Source organism: Endozoicomonas sp. SESOKO2, assembly GCF_024606245.1.
Taxonomy (GTDB): Bacteria; Pseudomonadota; Gammaproteobacteria; order Pseudomonadales; family Endozoicomonadaceae; genus Endozoicomonas_A.
In genome coordinates this window covers 1-17,029 of record NZ_JAHHPQ010000201.1, presented here as the reverse complement: position 1 = coordinate 17,029, position 17,029 = coordinate 1, and the positions used below count along the sequence as shown (strand labels likewise).

The 17,029-nt window shown below is 48.1% G+C and carries 14 protein-coding genes; 5 read left to right on the top strand and 9 right to left on the bottom strand.

The genetic code is table 11. The features are described from left to right. Positions 1-144 precede the first annotated feature (144 nt). Positions 145-609: a flagellar biosynthetic protein FliO gene (gene fliO, locus KDK17_RS04810; protein WP_257274794.1), complete on the top strand. Its 465-nt coding sequence runs from the start codon at positions 145-147 to the stop codon at positions 607-609. Between the two features lie 24 nt (positions 610-633). On the opposite strand, the gene KDK17_RS04805 is transcribed toward fliO, so the two are convergent. The 4 genes from KDK17_RS04805 to KDK17_RS04790 form a co-directional block, all read right to left on the bottom strand. After that, positions 634-2,772, bottom strand: coding sequence for a neutral/alkaline ceramidase (locus KDK17_RS04805; protein WP_257287474.1), 2,139 nt, complete (start codon positions 2,770-2,772; stop codon positions 634-636). Between the two features lie 253 nt (positions 2,773-3,025). Beyond that, the gene (locus tag KDK17_RS04800) at positions 3,026-3,370 is read right to left on the bottom strand and encodes a hypothetical protein (RefSeq protein ID WP_257274792.1); all 345 of its coding nucleotides are present in this window, start codon (positions 3,368-3,370) and stop codon (positions 3,026-3,028) included. 394 nt (positions 3,371-3,764) lie between these two features. Beyond that, complete coding sequence (locus tag KDK17_RS04795; protein ID WP_257280352.1) at positions 3,765-6,251, bottom strand: ABC transporter permease; 2,487 nt, start codon at positions 6,249-6,251, stop codon at positions 3,765-3,767. Continuing rightward, entirely contained in the window at positions 6,248-6,961 is a 714-nt protein-coding gene (locus tag KDK17_RS04790; RefSeq protein ID WP_257252497.1) for an ABC transporter ATP-binding protein, read from the bottom strand. The genes KDK17_RS04795 and KDK17_RS04790 overlap by 4 nt, the downstream gene beginning before the upstream one ends. A gap of 91 nt (positions 6,962-7,052) precedes the next feature. Here KDK17_RS04790 and KDK17_RS04785 point away from each other — a divergent pair, with 91 nt between their 5' ends. The 4 genes from KDK17_RS04785 to KDK17_RS04770 all read left to right on the top strand — a co-directional run bounded on the left by KDK17_RS04785 (position 7,053) and on the right by KDK17_RS04770 (position 12,104). After that, complete coding sequence (locus KDK17_RS04785) at positions 7,053-7,694, top strand: arylesterase (RefSeq protein ID WP_257274789.1); 642 nt, start codon at positions 7,053-7,055, stop codon at positions 7,692-7,694. Positions 7,695-7,843: 149 nt separating this feature from the next. Next, entirely contained in the window at positions 7,844-9,028 is a 1,185-nt protein-coding gene (locus KDK17_RS04780; RefSeq protein ID WP_257287473.1) for a hypothetical protein, read from the top strand. Between the two features lie 494 nt (positions 9,029-9,522). Then, positions 9,523-10,614, top strand: coding sequence for a hypothetical protein (locus KDK17_RS04775; protein WP_257287472.1), 1,092 nt, complete (start codon positions 9,523-9,525; stop codon positions 10,612-10,614). Positions 10,615-10,862: 248 nt separating this feature from the next. Continuing rightward, entirely contained in the window at positions 10,863-12,104 is a 1,242-nt protein-coding gene (locus tag KDK17_RS04770; RefSeq protein WP_257280349.1) for a hypothetical protein, read from the top strand. Here KDK17_RS04770 and KDK17_RS04765 read toward each other — a convergent pair. The 5 genes from KDK17_RS04765 to KDK17_RS04745 form a co-directional block, all read right to left on the bottom strand. After that, the gene (locus KDK17_RS04765; protein WP_257287471.1) at positions 12,067-12,690 is read right to left on the bottom strand and encodes a hypothetical protein; all 624 of its coding nucleotides are present in this window, start codon (positions 12,688-12,690) and stop codon (positions 12,067-12,069) included. The genes KDK17_RS04770 and KDK17_RS04765 overlap by 38 nt on opposite strands. Then, entirely contained in the window at positions 12,683-13,078 is a 396-nt protein-coding gene (locus KDK17_RS04760) for a thioesterase family protein (RefSeq protein WP_257254119.1), read from the bottom strand. Before KDK17_RS04760 ends, KDK17_RS04765 begins: the two co-directional genes overlap by 8 nt. A gap of 137 nt (positions 13,079-13,215) precedes the next feature. Continuing rightward, the gene (locus KDK17_RS04755; RefSeq protein WP_257280348.1) at positions 13,216-15,519 is read right to left on the bottom strand and encodes a PqiB family protein; all 2,304 of its coding nucleotides are present in this window, start codon (positions 15,517-15,519) and stop codon (positions 13,216-13,218) included. Beyond that, positions 15,516-16,169, bottom strand: a complete 654-nt coding sequence (locus KDK17_RS04750; RefSeq protein ID WP_257274783.1) for a paraquat-inducible protein A — start codon at positions 16,167-16,169, stop codon at positions 15,516-15,518. Before KDK17_RS04750 ends, KDK17_RS04755 begins: the two co-directional genes overlap by 4 nt. Continuing rightward, a complete protein-coding gene (locus tag KDK17_RS04745) occupies positions 16,166-16,819 on the bottom strand; it encodes a paraquat-inducible protein A (RefSeq protein WP_257274782.1) in 654 nt (217 codons plus the stop codon). The genes KDK17_RS04750 and KDK17_RS04745 overlap by 4 nt, the downstream gene beginning before the upstream one ends. Positions 16,820-17,029 lie beyond the last annotated feature (210 nt).

Below are 17,029 nucleotides of genomic sequence, written 5' to 3'. Positions count from 1 at the left end.
GACCAATTTATTGCAACCGCAGTAGGACAGCCTTAAGTCCGACAGGCTGCTAGCCTCCGGGAATTTGCTTTTCACGCTTTGCCTTGAATATGATAAGAATTAATGAAAGGTGTTTGGACCGTCCCAGCGCAAGCAGGAGGCTGCGTGAAAAGCCTATTTTTTTATCTGAAAAGTCTTTGTTCGTACCCGGGATTTAAACAATATCCTCACGGACTCAGTCTGCTTTTACTGTCCGGCTTTTCAGCCTTTGCTCTTGCAGAAGAAACGGTAGACAGGCCTGCCGACCTCAGTCTCACCCAGGTCATTGCGCCTTTGTTTTTTGTCATTGTGCTGATTTTTGCCCTGGCCTGGATCGTGAAGAAACTGAATATAGGCACACCCACGGCAGGTCAGGGGATAAAAGTGGTTTCCAGCATTCCGGTTTCCAGTCAGGCCAGAGTCTGTCTGATTCGAATTGGCGAAAAGGATATCCTGCTGGGAGTCACCAATCAGCAAGTCAGTCTGATTCATACGTTTGACGAATCTCCCTTGCTGCCTGATAAGAAGGAAAATCAGCAGGATTTTGCTGTTCAGTTCAAAAACCTGCTGAAAGGTGGCAGCTCGAAATAAGCTACTTCCCTTCTCTTGCTCATGTCATTTTTCACAAGAACGGTTGGTTCCCGATCCTCGAAGAGTGTTGAATGAATCTCTGGAGTGGGTGTCAGTATCAGGATAATGAGCAGAGTAATAGAATGCGCCTGATACAGACTCATAACGTTTTTTCAGTCGACGTCCCCTGGGCCCGGCCTTGTAGTACTCACCACGAATGAGGATACGATACAAACCTTCTTTGTCGTACATATCAGGAGTCCATTCGACGGTAGCAACACCAGCTTGCCATTTGAACCGGGTAGTCCAGTCGTCATCTGTAGCAATCGTATCCCATAGTCCTGTACAGTCATCCTTCTTCTGCACATAGAAAAAACTATCAAGATCCATTCCCGATCTTGGGTGTGATGCAATGTAACGAAGCTTCAATGACTGGCCTGAGTGAATATTACTCTGATTATCAGTCACCACCTTTCCGAATAGAGCATCATATTTTTCCAGAACATCCTCCATATGGACATCGTCGTACAGATAACTCAAATCCAACGGTGTCGCTTCATCCACAGGTGGTGGCTCTTTTTTGCTCAATTGCATGTAAAGACTGGAAAAAGCCTGCAACATGGCACTCAGCTCCCAAGGACCGTATAAAGTGGAGGCTCCCTCGTAATGCTGTTTAGAGAACTCCTCTGCTGTACTCAAATAACTGGCATAATCGTTGGAATACCCGGCGATTACAATATGTCTCAAGGGAATACCGGAAAGTTCTGACAACCTCTTTCGAAGCCTTCTCCCCGCCATGACTGTCGGTTCAACGGGCAATGCAGCAATCTGAAAATTCCCCAGCTGAGCCAGCATTAAAGGCAAGACTTCGGGAACCCAGGGCTGATTAATAACTTCCCGATGCATGTTACCCGAGGGAAATACATCATTGAAATAATGGAAGTTTTTTTCACTTCCCAATGACAGCATGACCGGTTTGGGTCTCTGACATCTCAGTTCTTCTTCTGACGGAGAGGTCAGAAAATCGGTGATTTTTCTTATCCACCATTGCTCATTTTTTCGGCCTTCATAAGCCCCCAGTATTAACCTCACCAGAAAAGGTGACCGGCCATCTTCTGTGCCTGCAGCAAAACTATACCCCATAGCTGGATTGCAGGTTTTTACCAGCTCTGGCTGTCCCGAATATTCTTGCCGGACTTCATAGTTGGAAAAATCCACCCAGTTTTGCACCGACACAATGGGTCCAAAAACTTTCCTGCCTCTGGCATTAAACAGTTCCAGGGCTTTTTTAAACTGTCTTTGGCCGATTTCCCTGACACTTTCATCCGGAGTTTTACCCGGTCCGGTGCCATCAAGATTCAGGTTAGGCGTCATATCCCCAGCGTTAGATTGAGGAAAGGCTGCAATGAATGAAGCCACTCCCCAGTTGTACTTTGCATGACGTTCAAAAGCCCAGCTGGCATAGCCTTTGTTGTCACTGCTTAATAAATGATTGCTGCCAGGATAGGAGACTGCATGGGTGGCAAACCAGGTGATGGCACCTAATGGTTGACCACCCCGGGTAAACCTGAGTTGCTGAACAATCCGGTCGATAGAGTCCTTTTGGCTGGCATCCACATTATTTTCATAGGCCGACAAAGAGCGATTGCGGCTGGCATTGTCCAATAACCCGGTTTTCATCCAGATCTCAGAAGGAGCGAGGTCTTCATGGGCCATCCTGACGGCCTGAACAATGCCCGATACCATCTTTTCAAAAGCCCTGTCATCGAATACGCCATGAGGCATATTGTATAGAAAATGATGGGACTGACCGGCTGCTGCACTGTGGGTATGAGTCGCTGTCAGGATGACGTTATGACGGTTATAAAGAGAACCAAACTGCTGTTCCAACCGGGTGAGAACCGCTTGGTAAACACTGGCAAAAACAGCTCCGGCATCAATGACCACAATGGCAAGACGATGACTTTTCTCATCCTGACTCACCACAAATGCTCTGGCCCACTGACGATCATTTATTCCGGCACTGATCTGACTGCTATCGGCATAACCCATCATGCCACTGCCCACTGCCGGGCCGGTGATATCCGCTTTACTGACCCCTACCCAATAAGAAGCACTGGCCCAGGGCGTCAAAAGGAGCAGCATTAAAATGAGGCTACCAGGAGGAAATGTGAGTCGGTTCATAAATACCCCTATCAATTCAGGAGAGGGGAGTATAGCTGGCTCTCAGATTTAGCAAGGCTCACAGGACAGGTAATTGGGGAAAACTACCATAAAAACCACAGCAAAAACACAGTTATCCAACAAGTTATCCACAGGATGCACCTGATTTTATAGAAAGGTTATAAAGCGGTTGCCAGTGAGAAAGGAAAGGAGGTTGCAATACAGAAATAATCTTTTCCCACATTGGCGAAAAAAGATTATTTCTGCGGTATCACTATTGCTTCATCATCATGCCAACCAGTTGCAGCATCTGCATTTCTGTCTGGCAAATTTTCTGAAGATCTGCCTGGGTCTCCCTGCTCATATCACCCAGTCGATCATTCATTTCATCCTGTCCGTGCCATTTTTCAGCAGCCATATCTTCCGGGTAAGCCTCTACCAGTCTGTCATGGAGTCCCTGCTGCTTTTCCCAGAGAACACTGAGCATAACGATAAGAATGGGAGGAGCCTGCCCTGTGAGTGAACGAAGCCTGATATAGGTCCAGTACAACTGAGCAATTCGAAAAGTGCTGTTGCGCAGACACAAAAGGGATAGATAAGCTTCTTCCTGATCAGTCATGAAGTGTCTCCTCGGTCCTATAGGGCACCCAGAACTCCTCATCAGAAGACTTACGACTGTCTTAAGGCTTGGGTAATACTGCGGATGAGGGTCACTCAGACAGCCTTCAGAAAGCAACCCATAAAATCACTGTAACATGGTCATCACAATTGCCCATAGAGAAAATCGACTCATTTTCCAGCTTCTGAACAGAGGTCATCAACAACCGGAAAAATCTCTGGTTAAAAAAGTTATCCACTTTTCCACAAAAACCCTTATCAACCCCCTGAATGAACTGTGGATAAGTGAAAAGCAGCCTTTGAATCCGGCTTCATTGAAGAGCTGGTTAAAAAATAGCCAACACCTCAATAAATAACCCTCGCCCGGCCACTTACCCTTTTAAGCGGTTTGACGGCTACTTAAGAACGGCACCCGGCGGCTGTCTGATCACACGTCTGATACCTAGCCAACCTGACAGGCCAATCAGCAAAGCACTGATAATGGGTAGCGTAAACCAGAGCCAGATAGCAGGCTGCCAGGAAAGCTCAAAGACCTGAACATTCAACCAAACGCTACAGAGTTCTGTGCCTAAAACGGCGATCACGCCGGAGAATGCTCCCATAATGAAGAATTCTCCTGTCTGCATGATCACAAGTTGCTTTCTGCTTCCACCCAGAGATCGAATTAAAGCGCCCTCACGCAGTCGGGTATCAAGACTGGCTTCTACAGCCGATGCCAGTACCAGCAAACCCGCCAGCAGCAGCGCCAGAAGCATGGCTTCCACCGCAAGAACGGACTGCTCAAGCATCATCTGAACCTGACTGATAACAGCATCCATATCCAACAGACTGATGGTTGGAAACTGTCGAACCAGTTCATTCAAAACCAGCCGGTCATCAGGTGGCAGATAAAAACTATTCAGCCAGGTGGCTGGCAACCCCTTCAGAGAAGTTTCTGGCAAAACCATATAAAAGTTGGGTTGGAAGGACTCCCATTGAACTTCCCTGATACTGGTGACCTCGGCAGTCAGTTTCGTCCCCGCAATCATGAACGACAGTTCATCACCCAGATTGACCCCCAGGTGTTCGACAATAGACTTCTCAATGGAAATCTCACCGGTATCACCCGGTTGCCACCAATCCCCTGCCACTATCTCGGCTTCAGATACAGGTTGGTCTGACCAGGTCATGTTCAACTCACGATGCAGGGAGTTATGATCCCTCTGCTTTTCTGAAACAGCCTCTTTGGCCGGCTGACCATTGATTTCAATCAGACGACCCCGAACCATAGGATAAAGGGACGTTCCTTCTATATCATTGCTCTGCAGGAAGTTCTGAAAGGGCTCCACTTCTGCCGACTGAATATTGATCGCAAAGTAATTGGGGGTTTTCTCAGGTAATTGTTGCTGCCAGCGTTGCAGTAAATCTGTTCTTACCAACAGCACCAACGCCATAGCCATGAACGTCAGGGTAAAGGCTATCAGCTGGGCAGATGTTTGTCCCTGTTCCTGCAGCAGTCGTTTCACACCAAGCCGCCAGACCATAGGTACGGGCTGCTCTGAAAGGCGACGATGAACGCTTGCTAGTCCGACTTTGACCGCCAGCATGATTATTGATATGACGGTGCCGACCCCAAGAATGATTCCCGCTGTCATCAAAAACTGGCCTGTGTGATACCAGAGCAGCAACAACATGGAAAGCAGAGATAGCCCATACACTGACCAAACGCCTGCGGCAGACGGTGTCAGCTCACGTCTTAGCACCCTCAATGGCGTAACTTCCCTCAGCCTCAGTAAGGGAGCCAGTCCAAATCCAATCAGTGTAATAATTCCGGTCAAACCACCCAGAACCATGGGCATAGAACCGGCCTCCGGGAGCCATACGGGTAAAACACCCGCCAACAGTTTGACCACTCCCGTTTGTAACAACCAGCCAATGAACACTCCGGGTAGTGCAACCAGAATAGCCATCAAGAGCAGCTCTCCGATAAAAATCTGCATGAGCTGATTCTGCTGCGCTCCCATGCACCGCATCACAGCGATACCATCAAAGCGTCGTTCGGCAAAGCGGCGACTGGACATGGCAACTGCGATACCTGCCAGAAGCATGGCAGCAATACTGCCCAGTCCCAAAAACTGCCTTAGAAGTACAACAGAACTGCGCAGGTCTTCACGGTCGTCTTCTGCCAGATTCAGCTTTTCGCTGTCGGATAAAAGGGGCTCAATCTTATTTTTGAATCCTGTCAGCTGGTGTTCTTCGCCCGCAATCAAGGTTTTCCAGTGAACCCGACTGCCTGGCTGGATAATTCCAGTAGCATCCAGATCGTTTATGTTGAACATCAGGCGGGGAGACAGACTGTAAAAACCACCCCCACGATCGGTTTCCAGAGTGATGGCACGTGCGACTTTGAACTCTGACTCCCCAAGTATCAAAGTGTCGCCTACTTCAACGCCCAGGAGCGGAAACAATCTGGGCTCCAGCCAGACTTCCCCTTCGTCAGGCGTATCCTCAGTCACTTCATCCGGTGCAAAAGGCTGATCAGCCGCTCTCATTTGCCCACGTAGGGGATAATTACTGGATACCGCTTTAGCTGAAACCAGCTGCATCTGATCTCCAGCCATGACTACTGAAGGAAACTCCAGAACAGTGGCCTGCTCAACAGGTTGGCTTGCTATCGTCTGACTCACCTCTTCAGACAGCTTTGTGGGACTGCTAATGACCAGATCAGCCCCCATCACCTCGGCTACCTGTCTACCCAGTGAAAGTTGTAGCCTGTCGCTGAAAATCGCGATAGCGGTGCTGACGCTCACTGCCATCAGAAGAGATAACATCAGCAGCCAGAGTTCACCGGATCGCCAGTCCCTCACCAGAAAACGCCAAGAGAGCATAAGACTTCGACTCATTTGGCTGCTCCGGAGTGTTCAACCTCTTCTTCCAGACGCCCCTGAGTCAGCTTTAAGACTCGCTGACAGCGCCGGGCTAACTGCAAATCGTGAGTCACCAGAACCAGGGTTGTTTTGTTTTCCCGGTTCACTTCAAAGAGCAAGTTAATGATACTTTCCCCGGTTTTTTCATCCAGATTGCCCGTCGGCTCGTCTGCAAACAGAATGTCTGGCTGCCCGGCAAAAGCCCTGGCAATGGCAACCCGCTGTTGTTCTCCACCGGATAACTGTCTGGGGTAGTGAGTCAGCCTTTGAGATAATCCCACCCTTTCAAGTAACGTTCTGGCATGCGTCTGGGGGCTCTCTTTTCCTGCCAGTTCCAGGGGTAGCATGACGTTTTCCAGTGCGGTCAGATTGGGCAGAAGATGGAAAGACTGAAAAACAAAGCCGGTATGATCAGCCCTGACCCGGGCTCTGGCGTCTTCATCCAGATGATCAATCCGGTTTCCAGCCAGAGCCACCTCACCCTGAGTAGGCTGATCAAGACCTGCAAGAATGCCCAGCAGAGTAGATTTGCCGGACCCTGAAGTCCCGATGATGGCGACAGACTCCCCGGACTTGATCTTGAGATCGAGTCCGGACAAGATGGTGAGCGATCCACTCCGGGCTGTCACTGTTTTAATCAGAGATTGCGCCGAAACGGCAATGGGGGATCCTGTGCTAATAATCATACGCAGTTGTTTGCCGATGTATAAATTAATTGTTATTGGGCGGTTTTTTTCTGTGAAAAATAGTGCGTTTTACCCGCGTTCATATTCGAGGATGACACAAAATAGTCTTTTTTTCTCATGGCTTTCTATACGCTCATGGCTGTTTATCGGATCTCTCACCCTGAGCTGGAATACATCCGCAGCCGAGAAAACCCTGCTGGTTTATGGTGACAGTCTCAGTGCGGCTTATGGTATTGAAATTAATCAAGGATGGGTTCATTTATTACAGCAAAAAATGCAACAAGCCAACCCTGACTGGAAAGTGGTCAATGTCAGTATCAGTGGCGAGACAACAGCGGGAGGCCTGAGTCGGCTAAAAACGACACTAGATAAATATAAGCCTAAGCTCATACTTTTGGAATTGGGGGCAAACGACGGGCTTCGGGGCACTTCTCTGGAGAGCACGAAACAGAACCTTGAAAAAATGATTGAAATGGCCCAGGCCAATAACGTCAAAACCGTCCTGTTTGAGATGCAGATTCCTCCCAATTACGGACCAATCTATACCCGTAAATTTACAAACATTTTTCAGGAACTGGGCAAAACCTACAACCTGACTGTTGTACCCTTCTTTCTTCAGGGTGTTGCAGGAAACAGTAATTTGAATCAGCCTGATGGCATCCACCCAAGCGCCGGCGCACAACCAAAACTGCTCAAAAATATCTGGACTACTCTCCAGCCACTCCTGAAGTGAAATTAAACTGCCCAACCATCTGTCGGCCACTGACTTAGAGCCTCATCCGGTTGGAGGGGATCTGCCCTTCTTTGAAGAAATTTTCGGGCTGGCAGGTCAAATTTTTCGTCTATGCTCATATTCGTTTTTTATTAGGGACGGATTGAGCTATGCGTCATTATTTTATTCATCAATCAAGATGGCTTTTTTTATTTGTTTTGTTATCGGGTCCACAAGTGCTGGCCAACCCCTGTAAGCATTGCGGCAAAGAGAGTGAGCCCGGTAAGGATGGGCAAATGTTCTGCCAAACCTGTAACTCATTGAAGTTTACTTCTCCACCTCCCAGCCCGTCATCCTCCGATAATGAAAGTTTGAAAAACTTTGCAGCTCGAAAGAACGCCACCGAAACAATAAACTCCATCACACCTTCTCCCAAGGTAGCTCCGTCATCCTATAGCATCTCGTTATCGAAGGGTAAAAATGATGATGAGTTGATGGCTCAAATTCGCGTCAATGACATGGCTCGAATTCATGTCAGTGACATGGTTGTTGATGGCGCTGTGCGGGAAGATAGCGATGCATTTACTAAGGTGCTTGCCAAGGTTATTGCTCAGGATCTGATGGAGATTGATGAAAACATGAAGGTGAGTCATCTGAAAGTTAAGCTGGAGGAGAGTCATCATCTGCAGAAGTTGTTGAAGATGGTGGAACAACAACTAAAGCAGTTGAAGATGTTGCAAAAGTCGCAAAAACTGTACCATGCACAGCTCAATGCAGGCGCTCTGAAGACACAAAAGATGCCAATTCATGAAAAGCTAATAGCTCTTAATCATGAGAGAGCGGCGAAAATAGCCTCATCTCAATGGCCGAGCCTGTCAGATATGCGAATGACTAATCTGCTCAGTGCTGAGTTTCAGAATTCTCAACTGATGATGGATCTTACCTCAGTTTTCCAGGCTATTCAGGGAGGAAATATGATACAGCTGCTCATTACTCAGAGTGTGGCAGCAGATGAGGGCAGTCAGGCTGCTGCAGGTACAGTTACGCCGATGATACTTGGCTTTATTATTCCAGACCCTGCTATGGACGGTCATAAAGAGTCTACAGATATGCACCTGCTCACGGGAACCCGGCCAGTGCAAGTAAATCAAGATAATTTAAAAAACGTACTCACAGACATGATGAAGGCACTCGGTGAAAACAAACACAATGCTCATTTATCTTTACACTTCTTTCTGAGCCCTCCAACGTATCTTCACGATAACGAAGATCCTCTACCATCAACGTTCAATATCGAAAATTCAATTAATCTTAATCCTTCCCTTGGCGGATTTGCCTTCGACAAGGTCTTTTGACCACAAACAGTATTTGATCAGCCCGAGGATGTATTTTTTGCCGCTGTTCTCAGGTGACGCGGGAAGTGCTTTGTTAATTGATTCATGATGGGTATCTCCTGCGTTGTGAGGGATAAAAGCTTGCAGCCGGGTTGTGATTTTTGAAGACGTCCTCAAATCAGCGCTTCAGGTTGAAAAGTTTTAAACGGCCAGACTGCTGGTTCTGATGTTGCGATTGAACCGCATCATGGAATGAACCCTGATCCTTCATGGCCCCGACATATCATCGGGCCGGGCGGGTCTTGCCTTTCGTTGAGACATATTCTGGCTGGCAGGGAAAGATTTTAGTCTATGCTCATATTCGCTTTTGATTAAGGGCGGATTGAGATATGCGGCATTATTTTATTCATCTGGCGAGATGGTTTTTCTTATTTATTTTGTTGTTTAGCCTAAAAGTGTCAGCTAGCCCCTGTAAGAATTGCGGTAAAGAGAATGAGCCCGGTAAGGATCCGCAAATGTTGTGCCAAGCCTGTGATTGCGAGAAGCTTACTTCTCTGGCTTCCAGTCCGTCATCCCCCGCTAATGAAGGTTTGAAAAACTCTGCAGCCAAAAAGGACGCCACCGGAGCAACGAACGATGAGATACCTGTTCCCCCCAAGTTAGATCCGTCACCCTATGGGATCTGGTTAACGAAGGATGAAAATGAAGGTTCGTTGAAGGCTCGAATTCAAGTTAGTGACGAGACTTTGGATGCTTTTGAGCGGGAAGACGGCAATGCATATGCAAGGGCAGTTGCCAAGATACTTGCTCTGAATATGACCGAGATTGCTGAAGACATGGATGTGAATGAATTGGATGTTAGTTTGGAGGGGGAGCATCACTGTCAAAAGAAAATGGAGAGGCGGGATCCTCAAAACCTGCATAAGTCCCTGAAATTTTTTATGCGTCGCTTTCAAAAACAGATGAAGAAGGGGGCTCACAGTCAGTTGGAGAGGTTGCAAGAACTGCATCAGGCACAGCTTAATGCAGGAGCCCTGCAGATAAAAAAGATGCCAATCCACAAAAAGGCAACAGCCCTTACTCATAAGGGAACTGCGAGAATAGACCCCTCTCAATGGCCGAACCTGTCAGATATGGGAATGACTCTCCTGCTCAGTGCTGAGTTTCAGAATTCCCAACTGATGATGGATCTTACTTCAGTTTTTCAGGCTATTCAGGAAGGAAATATGATACAGCTGATCATTACTCGAATGGTAGTGGCCGATGAGGGCAACAAGGCTGCCGCCGCCACAGTTAAGCCGATATTGCTTGGAGCTATTATTCCGGACCCTGCTATGAACGGTCATACAGAGTCTACGGATATGCACCTGCTAATGGGGCGGCTGCCAGTGCATGTTAATCAGGATAATTTAATGAACGTACTTACAGCCATTATGCAGGCGCTCGGTAAAAGACGGCGCAATGCTCATTTATCTTTACACTTTTTTCTGAGCCCTCAAATGTCTATTCAGGACATCGAAGATCCTCTACCATCAACGATCAATATCGAACATTCGATTAATCCTGATCCTTTTCTTGGCGGCTTTGCCACTGATAAGTCCTTGTAACTGCGCACAGTATTGTCGAATTAATACAATCAGTGCAATCATCACTGACTTAGAAGTCAGAAGACGTTTACTCTGCTGATTCTGACGATGCGATTTGAACGCATCATGAACTGACCTCTGATCCCGGACGAGCTCGTCATATGATCGAGTAGTATGGGACTTGCCTCTCTCTATGAATTCTGTTGGCGGGCAGTGCAAAATTTTAGTCTATGCTCATATTCGTTTTTTTATTAAGGACGGATTGAGATATGCATGGTTATGTTATTCATCCATCGAGATGGCTTTCTTTATTTGTTTTGTTGCTTAGTGTGAAAGTGCTGGCTGCCCCCTGTACCTGTCAGCGTTGCGGCAAAGAGCTGTTCTGCCGAACCTGTGATTCCGGGAATTCTACTTCTCCACCACCTGGTTCGTCATCCTGCGCTGATGAAGATTTGGAAAGCTCTGCAGCAAAAAACACCACCGGAGCAACGAGCTCTGAGACACCTGATCCCGATGAGGGTTATCCCTTACCCTATAGGTTCTTGACGGTAGAGAAGGATGAAAATAATGATGCGTTAATTGTTCATGTTAAAGTCGTACGCAGGATTATTGATGCCATCGAGCGGGAAGCAGATGCCGATAAATGTGTCAGGGTATTGGCTGAGCAGATTGCTTCTAATCTGGTAGATGTGGCCAATCTCAGGGGGTTAGATCATGTAAATTTTAAGTTGGACGAGGGGGATAGGGAGCGTCTGCCAAAGCTATTTGAGATGGTGGAGCAAAAGCAAAAGCAGATGGAGTTCTTGAAAAAAATGTTTCTGGCAGCGCGCAGAGCAGGAGCCGGAGCCGAATGGCCAATAGTAATAAATCACCCAATCCATGTAATGAAGTCCCCAATCCATGAAAGGGTAGAAACTCTGACTCAAGAAAGAGCCGCGAAAATAGACTCATCCCAATGGCCGGATCTGTCAGATATGGGAATGTTTCACCTGCTCACTGCTGAGTTTCAGAACGCCTCACTGATGATCGATCTCACTTCTGTTTTTCAAGCTATTCAGGAAGGAAATTTGATACAGCTGATCATTACCCGAATGGCAGTGGCCGATGGGGGTAATCAGGCTGCCGCGAGCACAGTCACGCCGGTGATGCTTGCAGCTATTATTCCGGATGCCTTCACTGGGTGCAGCCTTTGCAGCGGTGACGGTCAAACAGATTCTACGTATATTCATCTGGTATGGGGAACCCCGACAATGGATATCAATGAACAAAACCTGCCCCTGCCAGTGCGTTTTAAACAACATAACTTAATGAATGTACTCACAGCCGTTATGAATGTAGTCAGTGAAAACGAGCACAATGCAGATTTATCTTTACACCTTTTTACAACCCCTCGAACCTATGTTATTCAGGATGACGAATATCACCCATTGTGTAGACTCAATCTCAGAGATCGGATTAATCCTGGCCTTCCCGTCAGCGTAATCGCCACTGATGGTGGAATAAGTCAATAAGTGCAATCATCACAAGTTCAGGAGTCAGTAGACGTTTGTTGTGCTGACTCCATTGAATGGTAAAAAAAGCCCCCAGTGTTTTGCGGCTGATGGCATTGCTGATAGCTGCAAGGCTGAGTCCCGAGAGCTGTTTCCAGTTCACATCGCTTTTGATAGGCCCCCGACTCTTAACGGCGATCAGGTTAAACTGCATGATTTCGTTGGCAACAATCTCGTTTGCTCCATTTTCCCCAAGCATGTCCCGAGACAGAACCCGGCACTTTCGACTGACCTCCCTGGCATCAGGCCTGCTTGAATACTCCGTCAGCAAATAACCCTGCTCAAGTCGGTGATGGGCCTCCCGGGCATTTGCCTGAGCATAACAACTGAGACGCCAGGCTCCCGCTGAGGTACCCAGAAGGTTCAGGGGTTGCTGCCTGTCTTTGAAGTATTCTCCTATCAGACACTTGTCCAGACCTGTTAGCACGAACCATTTAGGACCGCCCGAAGCTCCCAGTATGACATCAATACCGGACTGAGGAAGACCTTCATCTCGTATTTTTGCCAGAGCCCCGGAACCGGCCCTGATTTCAAGGACATCAGCCATTACCGGACTGCTCTGACAACGCTTGTCGGATATCTTCAGGGATGGGAGAAGCTTTCCCGGCCTGATAATCATAGTGAATCAACACTGCCTTGCCTCGTGCCGCCAGAACGTCTTTCTGCCAAGCTTCATGATAGATACACATGGATGAATTACCCACCTTCTCAAGGCAGGTTCTGATTTCAACATCAGCCCCGTACTTTAGCTGTGCTGTATATTCCACTTCAATTCTGGCAATGATCAGTCGCCAGGTTTCGGTATCCAGACCCGGAGAAAACAGACGAAATATCGGCTCTCTGGCCTGTTCAAACCATACGGGCAGAACCGTGTTATTTATGTGCCCCAGGGCATCTGTCTCAGAAAAGCGGGGAGAGAGGGTATGCAGGTACATCAGTATTCTTCTTTATAATTGGAAACCTGCTTTGAATAGACTGCAATGGCTTCCTGCTGTCAGTATTATTGTTTAATCAGTTTCCTATGATGCCTGCATGAGAAAAAGATGCAAATAGTCGTTTAGCATGTCTGAAGCTATTCAGGATACACAATGGCAGGAGTCCATTTCAGCCATTCAGGCTTCGGTTCGTCAGCCAACTCGAACGACGTTTCCGGAGCAACCCGAACTCCCTGCTCTGGTGTCGCAAAGGCGATGCCACCTGCCAGAACCGCTTCGAGAGACTCTGTTCGAATGCTGGCACCACTGAACAAACCAAAGTGGAAATCCACGCCACTGGCATTCCAGAATTGGCTTTTTTTGGTGACCAGCGGAGCGTAGCGATCCTCGATGTTGAGAAAAATAATGACTTTGTTGGCCGGGTTACCTAGCTTGAATCCGGTGACCACACCTACCGGAATTTCCCGGTAATAAACGGGATTGCCCGGTTTAATGGAGCCCAGTTGAGTGCTGACCAACTGAATACGCAGACCACCAGAGCGAGGCTGGTCGTCAGGCGCTCGTGGGTCTGCAACAAAAACATCACGCTTGGCAGCAGCTTGAGAGCGTGCCGGCGACACGCTGATATAAAGACCCGTCAGCAGTGTTTCCAGATGAGCCGTGTTAGTCAGGCCAAGTTTGGGTTTGACCAGCCAGAATCTGGAACCTCTGCGAGCCAGCCAATCTGCGCTTTCATTAAGCAATATTGTGGCTTGTATGGCTTTTTTGGCATCATCCAGATTAAGCTCTGTTACTCTTCCCATTTCCAAACCTTTGTACTTCAGTCGTGTACCTACCTGAAGGCCATCCGCAGATTCAAACTGAATGTGTATGAACTTGCCTGTTTCGCTTGCCTGATTAATATCGTCATACAAAATAAACCGGGTTTTGTTGGGAACTCTGGCTGCATCAGGGTTAGGGGTTTTAAATGCAATGCCGCCTGATAGCATAGAATTTAGTGTGCCCGCCCTGACCTTGAACCCCTGCAATCCACCTTCCAATGTCACACCGCTGATATTCCAGAAAAGTGTACTTTTATTCACAAGATGTTGATATTCAGGCTTGATCAATATTTTGACCACCACACCGTCTTTTCCCAGCGAGTAGGACTCCACCTCACCGACAGGCATCTTTCTGTAGAGGACAGGACTCCCTTGATTCAGGCCTTCAAGAGAGTCGGCCCTGAGTTCAAGGTGCAAGCCCGGAGAGGAGGGTGAAGCCGGAGGCTTATTGGCCAGACCCATGAACTCTTTTTCCGGTTCTGCTTTTTTCATATCAACCTGACTGACATCCATAGCGATATAGCGGCCAGCCAACAAGGTTTCCAGACCGGTGATGCCTTTCAGGTTTATTTGTGGTGCCACCATCCAGAAACGGGCACCTTTTACCAGAATGTTCCCGGCTTCGGGACGAATAACGGCCTCGGCAATAATGGCTGAGTAATCCTCATTAAACGACGTATCTTTGATAACGCCCACTTCCATACCATGGAACAGTATTTTTGATTTCTCCTGACCAAGGGCAACATCCAGAGGGAACTTAATAGAAATACGGATACCCGCTTCCGCTGCATCATAATCGTTATACAAAGGAAAGCGGGCTCCATCGGAAGCTTCCGGCTCTTTTTCCTCCCATTCCGGAGTGTAAAGAGCAACCCCGCCCTGAATCATGGAAATCAACGACTGAGTTCTCACCTTCAGGTGGGTCAGGCTTCCGGAAATATCCACTCCCCCTGCATTCCAGAAGCGGGTATTTTTTCTAATCAGATGTCTGAACATCGGCTTGATGTATATATGGATATCGACCCTTTCGTCATCGGACGAGAGAGCGTAACGAGTTACTTCGCCAATCTTTAGACGACGATAATAAACCGGACTACCCTCCTGCACAGAAGACAACTCATCAGCCTGAAGTATCAGGCTCAGTCCACCTTCGTTAATGCCCGGCGTGGGTGGCGACTTTAGCGCCGAAAAGGACAGCTGCTTGCTACCCTTCCCAGAAGGCTTAAAAGCGATATAGTTGCCAGAGACCAGAGTATCCAGACCAGACACTCCCGCTACAGAAAGTTGCGGCTGAACCAGCCAGAACTGACTGTTATCCCTGAGATAATTCTCCATCTGCCGGTCCATTTCCAGCACGACATCGACACCTTCAAGGTCGTCTGTCATGGTCATTCGGGCCACTTTACCGATCGCCAGACCGTTGTACCTGACTTCTGTTTTGCCCACCTGCATGCCTTTGGCGCTGTCAAAGTGAACGTGAACTTCCAGACCGTGTTGATAAAGGGTTCTCCAGATCAGAAAGGCAACGATCATCAAAGCAATGGCAGGCAGCAGCCAGATGGCTGGAACACGACGACGCTCTTTCAGATCAGCGTTCACAGCGATCTTTTTATCGCTCATTGTTGATCTCCTTTCAGACTGAACTGCCTTGACCGGTCCCAAAGTAATCTGGGATCAAAACTCATTGCCGCCCACATAGTCAGCACCACTACCGCAGCAAACGCAAAAGCCGCAGGACCCGCCGTCACAGTGCCCAAATGCCCGAACTGCACCAGTGCAACGAGCAGCGAGATAATAAAAATATCCAGCATGGACCAGCGGCCAATCCAGACAATCAGTCGATACAAGACGGTCTGACGACCCGGGTTCATCCTTCGTGTATGCACACAAACCAGCAGCCACACCATGCCCAAAAGTTTCATCAGAGGGACCAGGATGCTCGCTGTAAAAACCAACAGAGCAATGGGTGCCATACCATGATGCACCAGCTCTATAACACCCGACATGATGGTATCCGGCTTGCTGCGCCCAAATCGGCTTACGGTCATTATCGGCAGCATATTTGCAGGTATGTAGAGCAGTCCGGCGGTCAGGGTCAGAGCCCAGGACCGGGACAGACTGTCTTTTTTTCTTAACCGCACTTTACTGCCACAACGGGGACATCGGTCATCTTCTGCCTGACAAACCTTGTGGCAATCCAGACACAGTTTTATCCCACGGTCAGCACCACTGGACATCAGGCTGGATTGATCCGGATCCGATGCAGTCATTCATCCTCTCCCAGCATTGTCCAGATCTCATGTTCATTCAGGTTCAGGGTGATGATCAATTCACAAAGCATCAGCCCGGCAAAGCAATACAAGCCTATGCCTACCTGCGCACTGGCCATATCTGCCAGTTTGATGACCGCCACCAGGGCACCCAGAAAATAGATTTCCGTCATACCCCACTCTTGCAGATGGGCATACAGTCTGAGCAGACTTCTGGATAACCTGCGCCACCGGCCGTTGACGGCAGGAACTTTGATGCTAGTCACTATGATCTGAAGCAGAATCAAAAGACGCAGCAGAGGGATCAGAATGGCAAACAACAGAACCAGTAAGGCAATTGCACCATAATCCCCTTGATAAAGAGCGACAACACCTCCGGAAATGGTGCTTTGCTGAACATTCCCCAGAATGTCCATGGACAGAACAGGGTAATAATTGGCCGGTATGAACAGAATTAAACCGGTCACAACAAGAGCCAGGCAACGCTGGATGCCTGCAGGGCGGTGAGACTCCAGCACACAGCCACATCGAGGGCATGCAGCCTGCTGCCGATAGGCTGGATCATGTCTGAAGACCGGGGTATTTATCATCAGGTCACAGTCAGGACAAAGCCTGATGCCTGAATCAAAACTCGTCTCTTTTTTAACCATACAGGTATATCTGGGGAAGAAACTGAACAAATTCTGCCATATAATCTGCCAGTGAATTTTAGCTGTTCTGATTGCCTTGTCTCTATATCGGCAGCACGGACCAGTACTGCGCCCCGGTTCACTGTGAGGCGTCAATAACAGATACACAATGATTCAAGAGGTCAAGGTATGCTTCCCGTTGAGCGTCGAGAGCACATTCTGTCTTACGTT

What these genes read in the sequence shown, in the direction of transcription:
- KDK17_RS04805 (WP_257287474.1), bottom strand. Translation starts at nt 2,772, where the DNA reads ATGAACCGACTCACATTTCCTCCTGGTAGCCTCATTTTAATGCTGCTC.
- KDK17_RS04800 (WP_257274792.1), bottom strand. Translation starts at nt 3,370, where the DNA reads ATGACTGATCAGGAAGAAGCTTATCTATCCCTTTTGTGTCTGCGCAAC.
- KDK17_RS04795 (WP_257280352.1), bottom strand. Translation starts at nt 6,251, where the DNA reads ATGAGTCGAAGTCTTATGCTCTCTTGGCGTTTTCTGGTGAGGGACTGG.
- KDK17_RS04790 (WP_257252497.1), bottom strand. Translation starts at nt 6,961, where the DNA reads ATGATTATTAGCACAGGATCCCCCATTGCCGTTTCGGCGCAATCTCTG.
- KDK17_RS04785 (WP_257274789.1), top strand. Translation starts at nt 7,053, where the DNA reads ATGACACAAAATAGTCTTTTTTTCTCATGGCTTTCTATACGCTCATGG.
- KDK17_RS04780 (WP_257287473.1), top strand. Translation starts at nt 7,844, where the DNA reads ATGCGTCATTATTTTATTCATCAATCAAGATGGCTTTTTTTATTTGTT.
- KDK17_RS04775 (WP_257287472.1), top strand. Translation starts at nt 9,523, where the DNA reads ATGTTGTGCCAAGCCTGTGATTGCGAGAAGCTTACTTCTCTGGCTTCC.
- KDK17_RS04770 (WP_257280349.1), top strand. Translation starts at nt 10,863, where the DNA reads ATGCATGGTTATGTTATTCATCCATCGAGATGGCTTTCTTTATTTGTT.
- KDK17_RS04765 (WP_257287471.1), bottom strand. Translation starts at nt 12,690, where the DNA reads ATGGCTGATGTCCTTGAAATCAGGGCCGGTTCCGGGGCTCTGGCAAAA.
- KDK17_RS04760 (WP_257254119.1), bottom strand. Translation starts at nt 13,078, where the DNA reads ATGTACCTGCATACCCTCTCTCCCCGCTTTTCTGAGACAGATGCCCTG.
- KDK17_RS04755 (WP_257280348.1), bottom strand. Translation starts at nt 15,519, where the DNA reads ATGAGCGATAAAAAGATCGCTGTGAACGCTGATCTGAAAGAGCGTCGT.
- KDK17_RS04750 (WP_257274783.1), bottom strand. Translation starts at nt 16,169, where the DNA reads ATGACTGCATCGGATCCGGATCAATCCAGCCTGATGTCCAGTGGTGCT.
- KDK17_RS04745 (WP_257274782.1), bottom strand. Translation starts at nt 16,819, where the DNA reads ATGGTTAAAAAAGAGACGAGTTTTGATTCAGGCATCAGGCTTTGTCCT.